Origin of the sequence: Anaeromicrobium sediminis (assembly GCF_002270055.1) — a bacterium.
Taxonomy (GTDB): Bacteria; Bacillota; Clostridia; order Peptostreptococcales; family Thermotaleaceae; genus Anaeromicrobium; species Anaeromicrobium sediminis.
On record NZ_NIBG01000028.1, the window covers coordinates 24,577 to 36,894 of the forward strand.

Sequence of the window (12,318 nt, forward strand, 5' to 3'; positions counted from 1 at the left end):
GATTAAAGATATGATGATATTATGGTATTATTATTAAGAATGATTTTCAATTAGTTTATAATATTATAGGGGAGGCAGGTAACGCATATGAAAGATAACAGAATTCTAATTGTAGAAGATGAAGAAGCTATTGTTGACTTGATTGCGTATTCATTAAAAAAGGAAGAATTTAATGTGAAAATAGCTAACAATGGAGTAGAGGCATTAAAATTAGTAGATGAGTTTAAGCCTAATCTTATGCTGCTTGATTGGATGCTACCTGATGTTAGCGGACTTGATATATGTAAGCTTGTAACTGAAAGGAATAATATCCATATAATAATTCTTACTGCAAAATCTGATATCTCAGATAAGGTAATGGGATTAGAAGTTGGTGCTGATGATTATATAACAAAGCCTTTCGATATGAGAGAAGTTATTGCCAGGATTAAAACAATATTTAGGAGAATGGGTAATATCCCAAATAAGCCAAATTATGAAGAACAGGTTATACAGATCAAAGATATAACTATATTTCAAGAAGAACGTGTTGTTAAAAAAAATGACAGAATAGTAGAAATTACACCAAAGGAGTATGAACTTTTGGTTTATTTTTATAACAATAGGAATAAGGCTATTTCAAGAACTCAGATTCTTGATAGTGTATGGTCATATGAATATGCAGGAGATACAAGAACAGTTGATATACATGTACAAAGATTGAGGAAAAAACTAGGGATAAACGATATACTTCAAACAATATTTGGAGTAGGCTATAAAATGGTAAAGTAGAATAAGTGGGGTAAGCTGTATGAAAACAACATTAAAATTTAAATTTCTATTAGGGTTTTTTGTAATATTTTTAGCGGCCTTTTTTGCACTTAATTATTCTCTAAGAATAATGATAGAGAATAATACTATAGGGATCATTACAAATGAATTGAAATATATCAAGAAAAATTGTAATGCATATGTAAGAAAGTCTCTAATAATAAATCACATGAACAATGATGAAACTTCTTTTAGGCGTATTGTAGATGATACTATAGATGAGGTTAAAAATATTAATGAAGCTGAGAGTGCAGCTTACGACCTAAAGGGGAATCTTATTTATTCTTCCAATGATGAAATATTTAAAAATTTAAAGCATGATGACTTAAGGAATGCTTTAGAGGGGTTAACTTCTTATGTAATAAATAAAGAAAAAAATAGTACGGTAGTATATTTTTCATATCCTGTAGTAATAGAGGGAGAAAAGATTGGAATTATAAGACTTATAATGGATTATTCCCATGTATATGCTCATATTGCATATATAGAAAGGACTGTTGTATATATAACAAGCATAATATTTTTATTAGCTTATATATTTTCCTGTATTTTATCCAAGAACGTTATTGGACCTATTGTTAAGCTTACAAGAGCATCTAAAGATATAGAACAAGGGAATTTAATGGTTCAAATTGATGTGAAAAGCAAAGATGAAATTGGAGAGTTATCTATGAATTTTAATAAGATGGTAAGACAGATAAATAAACAAATAGATACTATTAAAAAGGATAGGGATAATTTAAGCGCACTTAATAATCATAGAAAGTTTTTTTTTGATAATGCAACTCATGAACTAAAAACGCCTCTTACTTCCATAATGGGATATGCTGAAATAATAAAAAATAATGGTTTTCATGATCCTGAATTTTTTAACAAAGGAATGAAGAATATTATTGATGAAAGTAAACGGCTACACAATTTGGTTATAAATTTACTTGAAGTTTCAAAAGAAACATCAAAAATTGAGGAAGAGTTTACAAGAATAGATATTTGTGAATTACTTATAGATACCTGCCAAAATATGAGATTTAAAGCGGAAAGATATAAAAATAGAATTGAATGCAGTGTTGAAGATACTTTTTATATTTACGGAAGTGGTAATAAGGTTAAACAGGTTTTTATAAATATAATAGATAATGCAATAAAGTATGGATTTGTTAATTCTGTAATACAGGTAGAAGCCTATGGCCATGATGAATATATTGAGATAAAGGTTAGAAATGAAGGACAAGGAATAAAAGAGGAAGACATTGATAAAGTATTCACATCATTTTATAGAGTTGATAAGAAAAAGTCACGGGAATTAGGAAGTTGCGGATTAGGATTGAGTATAGCAAAATCTATTGTAGAAAATCATAATGGAGAAATAAAAATAAACAGTATAATAAATAAAGAAACTAGTGTTTTAATTAGACTGCCTTTATGTAGGGAATAGTTTAAATAGTATTAATGAAGGGAGGAAATTTATGAAGGTTAGATTTAACAAATTCCGTAGAATTACAAAATATTCTGTAGTTTTAATTGTAGCTATAATTTTGGCTGTTACCATTAGTGGATATATTGAGATGAGTAAAGATAGAACCATAGTAATTCATAGTGAAAAGGAAGAAAAAGAATTTTTAAAGGAAGAAGAAACGGATTTAAATGTAAAAAATATTTACAGAAGATATACTTATGGGTCCTTTATACGTAGTAATATAATTGGATGGATGGATAATGAAAATATTTTAGAGATCAGAGAAGAAGATAAAAAACGTTCTCTAAATAAGGTTAATTATAAATATGACTTTTATAGTACAGTCATGAATTTAAAAGGAGAAGGTAGATATGGTCATTTTAAACTATCTCCAAATGGGAAAAAACTCATCTATACATATAATAATGACATACGGAATAAAACGAAATTTTTCATGAGGGATTTGGAAAATAGTAATGAAACATTAATATATGAGTCTCAATATTCATCACATAATGAAACCATATCCTTTTCAAATAATAGTAAATATATGTTACTTTTTATAGGTAATGATTTTTCTAGTAAATTAAACAAGATAATCATTTATGAGTTAGAGAATGGTGGATCAAGAGAAATAGCTGTAGATGAATGGAATAATACTTACAAGTTTTCACCTGCTAAAATTTCAAATGATGGTAAAAAAGCATTGGTTATAGGGGAGGATTCAAAAGAAGTTGCACTGTATAGTGTAGATCTACACAAAGATACATTGAAAAATAATGATAGAAAAAAGATAACTAATTTGACTTATGGTAATGTGGAGTTTGTTGATGAGGATAGAATAGCCTTTATGACATTTAAAAATAATTCACTTGGTATATATGATGATGAAACAGGTAAAACTTATTGTCCTGTAGGAATAATTGATAATTTTAAAATATCACATAATAGTAAATATATAATTTATTCAAAGTATATAGAAAAGAAGGGGAGTTATAATGTATATTGTGGAAAATTGCAGGGGAATAAAATTATAAACAGTAAATTAATATATCAAAACTTTAAGCCATTTGACATACTTTGGAGTACAGATAATAAGAAAGTTATTGCAACTGGATATACATATGATGCTAAAAAAGATTATAGTTCAAATAGTATTATGGATCACCATTACATAATAATAGAATTTAAATAAAAAGACATATATTACTTAAAATTTATTTTAAGTAATATATGTCTTTTTTTATTTGATAATTTACAAATTTATACTTTATCAGTAATTACATATGATTCTGTTACACTTTTTTTACAATTTTTTTGAACTTTATTTACAATTTAGATAAACGTTAGATATAACTGAATGATATATTAGTTATTGGCATTGAGAATGAAATTCAATATTAATAAATATAGATTTTTATTATCAATACCAAATATTTGAAAGAAGGTAAAAAAGTGCTCAGTATGCAACACAGATAGGAACAGGTGGACATGGAGGTCCTAGCCAGAAATGTTTCATTGAAGGAGAAAAAACTCACCCATAAAGAATTTCCTAAACAGTGTATGGAAGGAATATTTTTATTTTTTAAACTTTAATAGAGTGTCCATATTCTTCTGTTGTTCCATTAGAAATGGAAATTTTTATATTCAAATGTAAACGCACTTTATTATTGAAAGGAGGAACTATTTTTTCAGTTACAGGAGTAAAAAGAATATTTTAAGGGGGAAGGATTTTGAATAATAAAAATTCAAGAATATTAAGTATTATAATGACTTTTGTCATGATTTTTACTATTTTCTTTGGTAATTTTTCAGCTACGGAAGTTTTTGCTGCTGAAGATAATAAATCACAAGTTAATTATGAAGAATTTATTAAAGAATCTTTTAATGTAGATGAATCAAAGGAAAATAAATCTTATGATTCTGATGAAGAGGTAAGATTAATTGTAGAACTTGAAGAAGCATCTGTTAAAGATTATGTTGCCAGCGATTCAAAGGGAGCATTACAAAGGGCAGCACAAGATAAAAATCTAGTTAATAGAGTGCTTGATACGCAAAAACAGTATCAAAATGAAGTTAAAAAAATTAATAATGACATTAAGATTAGAAAGAGCTATTCATTATTACTAAATGGATTTAGTATGGACGCCAAGTACGGTGATATGGAAAAAATTAAAGATATTCCAGGTGTTAAGAACGTTACAATTGCTAAAACTTACTATCCAGTGCCAAATATGAATAGTGCTAGTGAATTGGCAAATGCAACTAAGGTTTGGCAAGACTATGGATATGATGGAGAAGGACTAGTAGTATCTATTATTGACTCAGGAATAGATTATACTCATAAAGATATGGTAGTATCCGATAGTACTTTAGTTAGATTAGAAGAAAAAGACATTGAAGAGATGAATAACAACTCATCTAATGCAAAGGGAAGATATTATACTAGAAAGATTCCGTATGGTTATAACTTTGCGGATAATAACTACGAAATTATAGATACAAAAGATGCCCACGGAATGCATGTTGCTGGTATAGTGGGAGCTAATTGTCAGAGTGAAGAAGAAATTGAAGAAAACGAAGGTATTAAAGGTGTTGCACCAGAAGTACAGTTGCTTGCAATGAAAGTTTTCTCAAATGATCCTGATAATAAGGGAGCTGTATCGGATGATATTGTATCAGCTATAGAGGATTCTATTGCTCATGGTGCTGATATAATCAACATGAGTTTAGGTGCTCCAGCAGGTTTCCAAAATCCTAATGATCCTGAACAAAGAGCAATACAATTAGCAGTTGAGAATGGAATAGTAGTTGTTGTTTCAGCAGGTAACGATACTACATCAACAGCACCTCATATGATGGAGGGGTTAAAAGATATTGCTTTAGTAGGTGATCCTGGTTTAACTCATGAATCTATTCAAGTAGCATCTTTTGAAAATAGTAAAATCGTTCAATACGGGTTTGAATATAAGAGTGAAGAAGAAGAAGGGTCTGTCCCTTATGTTTTACAAATGGAAGAAAATGATCCAATAACTGTATTTGGTTCAGTATACGGTACAGAATCAGAGACAGTATATGATATAGATATAATGTCTGCAGCATCGGATACAGTAACTGAAACTGTATATGGTACTGTATATGGTACAGAATCAGAATCAGAGACTGTAACAGATGCCGTATATGGAGGATATGAACTAGTTGATTGTAAATTAGGAAGATTTCCTTCTTGGGATACGGATGTAGACGATTTTAATGGGATCGACCTAAAGAATAAAATCGCACTGATCGAAAGAGGAGAAATATATTATACAAGAAAAGTACTAAATGCACAAAACCATGGAGCAGCTGGTGTAATCATTTATAACCACGAAACAGGTGGAGAAGAGTTAATAGAAATGCAAGAAAATATGTTCATAGAAATACCAGCAGTGTTTATTAGACATTCAGATGGGGTTAAGCTTAAGAGCCTTATAGAAGACAAGGTGAGAGTTGAATTTAATGGGAAAAAACATGAGTTTTCTAATGCATTCTCAGGAGAAATGTCAGGATTTACATCTTGGGGCCCAGCTCCAAATCTTGACTTTAAGCCTCAGATAACTGGTGTAGGAGGAAACATATACTCAACCCTTAATGACGATAAATATGCTACTTACTCAGGTACATCCATGTCATCTCCATTTGTAGCTGGTGTAATGGCATTGATTTATGACCACATAGACCAGTTAGGAATGAAGTTTGATACGCCAAAAGAAAAGGTTGAGTTTGCTAAAGCAATGGCAATTAATACGGCAACAGTAAAAATGGACAAGGATAATCCAGATGTTCCATATTCACCAAGAAGGCAGGGTGCTGGACTTATAAATGCAAAAGCTGCTATAGAAAATGAAGTTACAGTTACTGTTGATGGTGAATCAGTTGCAGCACTTAAGGAAATAGGTAAAGAAACGGAATTTACAATGACATTACATAACTATGGAAAAGAAGATAGAACTTATAATGTTGTGGATTTAAGCGAAGTTTTAACTGAAGTAGAAGTAGATGAGGATAAAGTAGAAATGATGCCTTATGATGTTAAATTAAAAGGCGCAAAGATTACATTTGATAAAGATGAAGTTACGGTTAAGGCAGGAGAAAAAGCACAAGTTAGAGCTACAATTACCATGGATGAGTCAACACCTAAACAAAGCTTCGCAGAAGGGTTTATTAGATTTGTTGATGTAGCTGATAATGCTCCTGAAATAGGAATGGCTTATATGGGATTCTATGGTGAATGGGATAAGTTAAATAATATAGATGATCCAGCCTACGAAGATACTTCTGTATTTGGATTAACTACATTAAGAACACTGTATGAAGACATGTGGTGGAGCACAGATTTATCTTTAGGAAATGGTGATCCAAAGAATGGTGAAGAGGTTGATCCTGAAACATATGGTATCAATCCTGATAATGGTATGATTAATAATGTTGCACCAGCATTATCTTTCTTAAGAAATGTTAAAGAACTGACTGTTGATATAACAGATGAAAATGGTAAAGTAATTAAAACAGTAGGAAAAAATAGTGATATACGAAAATTTATTGTAAGAAGATATGAATATGAAGAAGTACCACTTTTTAGAGTTGATTTTGATAACTGGAAGTGGGATGGAAAAGTATATGACTCAGCAACAGGTGAATATGTTACTGCTGAAGAAGGACAGTATTATGTAAATATTAGAACAAAGACGGATATTGAAAATGCAGAAGATCAAGTGGTGACAATGCCTATTAAGATAGATGCTACAAAGCCTGTTGTTAACGTAGACGCATATGAAGGATTGAATATATCAAGTGCTGAATCTTATGAAGTAGAATTTAATGCAGAGGATGGTGTAGGAGCAGGTATTAGAGCCTTTGCCTTCTATATAGATGACAAAGTATATTACGATGAAAACTATAAATCACAATTTATGCCAGAAGATTTAGAATACAATGAAGAAACAGGAATGTATTCTATGAAGTTAAATTTACCAACACCTTCATCAGATATCCAGATATATAAAATCCGTGTTTCATCATTAGATAATGCAGGTAACGTAGGAGAAAAAGAAGTTAAGGTAATGTATTCAGAGCATGAATCATGGGATTTAGAGGTAAACAGAGATAAAGAAGTATATGAAGTTGGAGAACCTATTACCTTGGAATTTACAGTACCTGATAGTTTATTACAAGAATTAGATCATTTTGAGTTATCGTTCTGGGATGATGAGTATAATAAACTAAAACTAAAAACAACAGGTAAAGAATTATCATATACTATTCCTAAAGATACCTTTATAGAAGGTGGAAGTAAAAGCATAAGTATTAAGGCAATAGATGCTAATGGTAAAGAATTGGCTTATGATTATTATGATGTATATATAAACGCAGAATTTGCTGACGTAAGTCTTCTTGACTTAAAGAATGGCACTATTTTTAAAGAGAGCAATCCTGAAATAGTAGGATTAGTAACTAGTAACAATTACAAAACATTCAAGATTAATGGAGAAGAAGTTACGCTAGGGAAAGAAGGTGCCATAGGATATTTACCTCTATACTTTGTACATAAGCTTGAGCTAGAGCCTGGGAAATGGAATAAAGTAAATGTGGACCTGATTGGTGAAAAGGGTGAAGATATAGCCTATGCATATAGTGTAGCCTATGATAATCAAGCTCCAGTCCTTACACTAACAGATATAAATTCTGAAGAAGAAAATATAGAAGTATTTGTGAAAGATGATTCTGCTACTTATACATTAAAAGGATCTGTAAAAGATGATATGTTTGGATATAAGCTTTCAATAAATGGGGAAGTTATTGAAAATATTCAAAGCCCTAATGTATTAGGTGATGAATCATTAAGAGAATTTGAATATGAAGTTCCTCTTAATGGAGATACAACTATTATTAAAATTGAAGTACAAGACGTAGTAGGAAATGCTACAACAAAAACAATTAAACTAGTAAAGACTTATGAAGAGTCAAAAACTCCTATAAAGGTGGAAAACTTAACTAATGATAAAACATTTAAAAATGGTGATCAAGCAAAAATAGAGGTAAAAGCAACAAACTTAACAGGAACAGAAAGACCTGCAACACTTATTGTTGCCTTATATGATGAAAATAACAACATGGTAAATGCTGCCTCAACGTCTCAAAGCTTAGATGAGCATGAAAGTGTAGTTATGAGCAGTATGATGAATATACCTAAAGAAGGAAACTATACACTAAAATGCTTTGTATGGGATACATGGGAAAATATGAAGCCTTTATCAGATTCAAGTAAATATACAGTGCAAAAATAATAATGAAAAGTATAGTTAGCCTCATTTTATGAGGCTAACTATGCTAAATAAATGATTTGTACTTAAGTTAATTGCCATTTCGTGAAAAGGAAGGTGAACAGGTTTGAGAAAGACAATAAGCATAGTTTTTTTATTGATAATGGTGTTTGGTTGCATTCCAGTTACTGCTGCATCAAACAATAATTTAGTAATAAATCTAGACGCTAATAAAGTAAAATTAAATAATCATACTACATTAAGAGGGGTAGTATCACAAGGTGAAAATCCTGTGAGCAATGAGGATGCTACAATAAAAATATTAGATTCTAAAGATAAAGTAGTATATGCAGATCAAATGAAAACAGATAAGGATGGAAAATTTGATGTTAAAGTAAACGTAAGTGAATCTTATTATGCTAAAGGCGATTATAGAATCTACGTTACAGCAATGGATGTAAAAGAAAATATTTCATTTACAGTTAACACTGATGACGGTGACACTGGTGGATCTGGTGGACCTAGCGGCGGTGGCGGCGGTGGATCGAAACCTGAAGAACCACAAGGAACAAATAAATTAGTAGCTTCAGAAAAAGTTTCTTCAAAAGGTGCTACTGTTAAGGCGGAAAATGGAAATGTAGAATTAGTTTTTCCAAAGGGCACATTTGAACAAGAAGCTGATGTAAGTATCGAGTTAGTAGATAAGAAAGAAATAATAGAACCAAATAAAGTTAGTTCTTTAGAAAGAGTTGCGGATGTATATGAATTTAATTCAAGCATCTCAAAATTCAAAAACAAGGTAGAGGTTACATTAAAATACGATAAAGATAAGCTTAAAGGTAAAAATGAGGAACTACTAGGCATTTACACATTTAATGAAGTAGCCAATACATGGGACTACGTAGGTGGAAAAGTAGACATAAATAAAGGTACAATCAAAATTAAACTTGAGCATTTTAGTAAATATACTGTAATGTTATCAAATAAGACATTTAATGATATTAAAAACTATGATTGGGCAAAAAATGCAATAGAAGTTATGGCAAGCAAGAAAATCATTAATGGTCGTGGAGAAGGAATATTTGATCCAGCTCAAAACATTACAAGGGCAGAGTTTGCAACATTGATTACTAAGATGATGGGATATTCTACTGAAAATATGAATGTACCATTCACAGATGTAAATAAAGAGGCTTGGTACTACAATTATGTAGGAGCTGCATACCAAAATGGTTTAATCAATGGTAGAAGTGAAACGGTATTTGATCCAAACGGAAAGATTACAAGACAAGAAATGGCAGTGATTGCTGCAAAAGTTCTTGAACAAGAAGGATATGCAAAGGTAAGTTTAGACAAGCTAAACATCTTTAATGATAAAGGAAATATTGCATCATGGGCAAAATCTTCTGTAAGCTTATGTGTTAATGAAAATATTATTAGTGGAATGGGAAATGGAATGTTTGCTCCAACTCAAAATGCAAATCGTGCACAAGGTGCTGTGGTGCTTTATAAAATTTACAATTTAATTGGAAAATAAATCTAAAATTGCTAGGGCTTAAAATGTGCTCTATCCTAAAGACAATTTTAAAAAAATGACTTAAGCTACTAGTAGATGAGTCCTGTATTGAACAGGGCTCATTTTTTATATTTATAAGAGAATGGAAGGGGAACGTAAGTTCAACAAAGATATATCATCAATACTAAATCAATTCTTTAAAGAAAAGATGGAGAACATAGCTCATGTGGCAGTCACGTAGGTGAAAAGCAATAAATGATAATGATAATCATTTACAATTACTATTATTCTTGATATACTACAGAGTATATAGGTGGTATAAATCATCGTCGCCAAATTTATGTTATGGAGATGTTTAAAAATAACTTCTTAGAAAATGCAACGTATACAAATGCTATATTCTTTGTGACAATTTAGAGTAGGATAAGATTTGAGGTGGGTAAACATGCAAGGAGCATATGGGAAAGATAACTATTACTTTTGGGAAAATAAAATCAGAAATACGGATAGTATTTTATTTGGAAGTATAGGTCAAAAAAGATTAACGAAAGAATCTGTAATCATCTATATAGGAATACTAGATAAGAAAAAGGATTTGCTCCGATGTGGATGGAGTAGTCATGTAGATGTGAGTACAGCTCTAGGATTTTTGCAGTATGTATTTTTACCAACAGCCTTTTATACTTGGATAGATAGAGAAAGTGACGGTTTTTATATTCCGTTATCTCCTTTTCATGTCTTAAAAGAGGAAGTCCTAAAGAATGTAAAAAAAGAAGACTGTAAAGATATAAATAATGATGCCATAAGAATGGAAAGAGCTTATGATTATTTAAATAATATATGGAAAGATGATGATGAGATAAAGAATAAGAAGCTCAAAAAATTCTGTAAAGATTTCAATATTATTTGGGACGAAGAGCCTGAAAAGAAATTATTCATTAGAGTATTTGAAAAATGTGAAGAAATAGCTGATTTTATTTTAGAACAAGTTGAAGAGGAATTTGAAGAGGTAATTGAAGAAGAAATTGGAATGTCCATAGATCAATTAAAGTTTATGTGTGAAAATGCCTATAATGAACCATTCATCAATAGGAATTTAATTAAAATATTAAATACTAAAATACCTATATGGTTTTGATGAAATAAAATGAAAATCTTTAAGTGTAGCACAGAGGTGTTATGCTTTTTTACTTATTATAAAGAGAATAAATTATCACATAAAAGTTATAAAAGAGAAACATAAATCATATAAGATGAATATGATAATCATTATCAACAAGAAATGAGGAGGAGATGTCCATGAAAAAGCATATTTTAATCCTATTTGTATTGTTAAGTATGGCGATTACAGGTTGTGGCAATCAGGAGACTTTAAAAGATGATGGGAAAATTCACATTGTGGCTACTACGACTATGCTAGCGGACGCAGTTAAGATCATAGGAGCAGATCAGGTTCAAGTAGAAGGACTAATGGGTCCTGGGATAGATCCTCATTTATATAAAGCTAGTGCAGGAGATGTGGAAAAAATGCATCAAGCAGAGCTTGTGATCTATAACGGACTTCATTTGGAAGGTAAGATGGGTGAAATATTTGAAAATATGGAGAAACAAAATAAAAGAATTCTAGAAGTAGGAGAAGGAATATCAAAAGATGAACTCATTGAGGCAGAAAGCAGCCCTGGTAATTATGACCCACATATTTGGTTTAATGTTGAGCTTTGGATAAAGGCAGTAGAAGAAATTGAAAAGACATTAAGTGATTTTGATAAAGAGCATGCAGCATTATACAAAGAAAATGCAAAAAATTATGTAAAAGGATTAAAAGAACTTCATGAATATGTACAAAAAAGAGTTGAGGAAGTGCCAAAAGAAAAAAGAGTATTAATAACAGCCCATGATGCGTTTAATTATTTTGGAGATCGATATGGATTTGAAGTGAAAGGACTTCAAGGATTGAGTACGGCAACAGAAGCTGGAACTGCAGATGTAAAAAATCTAGCAGATTATATAGCTGAGAATGAAATACCAGCTATATTTGTAGAATCTTCAGTGCCTGTTAAAAATATAAAAGCATTACAGGATGCAGTATCTGCTAGAGGTTTTAAGGTAGAAATAGGGGGAGAGCTTTTTTCTGATTCTTTAGGAGATCCTGATAGTGAAGAAGGTACTTATATAGGAACGGTAAAACATAATATTAATACCATAGTAGATGCATTGATAAAATAGAGGAGGAT

General features: G+C 30.7%; 7 protein-coding genes. All 7 read left to right on the forward strand.

Going from position 1 to position 12,318, the window contains the following annotated elements; translation table 11 throughout:
- Positions 1 to 87 precede the first annotated feature (87 nt).
- The gene (locus tag CCE28_RS19610; protein ID WP_095135573.1) at positions 88 to 771 is read left to right on the forward strand and encodes a response regulator transcription factor; all 684 of its coding nucleotides are present in this window, start codon (positions 88 to 90) and stop codon (positions 769 to 771) included.
- A gap of 19 nt (positions 772 to 790) precedes the next feature.
- The gene (locus tag CCE28_RS19615; RefSeq protein WP_095135575.1) at positions 791 to 2,245 is read left to right on the forward strand and encodes a HAMP domain-containing sensor histidine kinase; all 1,455 of its coding nucleotides are present in this window, start codon (positions 791 to 793) and stop codon (positions 2,243 to 2,245) included.
- A 31-nt stretch (positions 2,246 to 2,276) separates the two neighbouring features.
- Positions 2,277 to 3,461, forward strand: a complete 1,185-nt coding sequence (locus CCE28_RS19620; protein WP_095135577.1) for a hypothetical protein — start codon at positions 2,277 to 2,279, stop codon at positions 3,459 to 3,461.
- A gap of 538 nt (positions 3,462 to 3,999) precedes the next feature.
- Positions 4,000 to 8,592: a S8 family serine peptidase gene (locus CCE28_RS19625; protein ID WP_095135579.1), complete on the forward strand. Its 4,593-nt coding sequence runs from the start codon at positions 4,000 to 4,002 to the stop codon at positions 8,590 to 8,592.
- Positions 8,593 to 8,695: 103 nt separating this feature from the next.
- Positions 8,696 to 10,105, forward strand: a complete 1,410-nt coding sequence (locus CCE28_RS19630; RefSeq protein WP_095135581.1) for an S-layer homology domain-containing protein — start codon at positions 8,696 to 8,698, stop codon at positions 10,103 to 10,105.
- A gap of 424 nt (positions 10,106 to 10,529) precedes the next feature.
- Positions 10,530 to 11,222, forward strand: a complete 693-nt coding sequence (locus CCE28_RS19635) for a hypothetical protein (RefSeq protein WP_095135583.1) — start codon at positions 10,530 to 10,532, stop codon at positions 11,220 to 11,222.
- A gap of 161 nt (positions 11,223 to 11,383) precedes the next feature.
- Positions 11,384 to 12,310 carry a metal ABC transporter solute-binding protein, Zn/Mn family gene (locus CCE28_RS19640; protein ID WP_095135585.1) on the forward strand — a complete coding sequence of 309 codons (927 nt, stop codon included), beginning with the start codon at positions 11,384 to 11,386 and terminating at the stop codon, positions 12,308 to 12,310.
- The last annotated feature ends 8 nt before the right edge of the window (positions 12,311 to 12,318 follow it).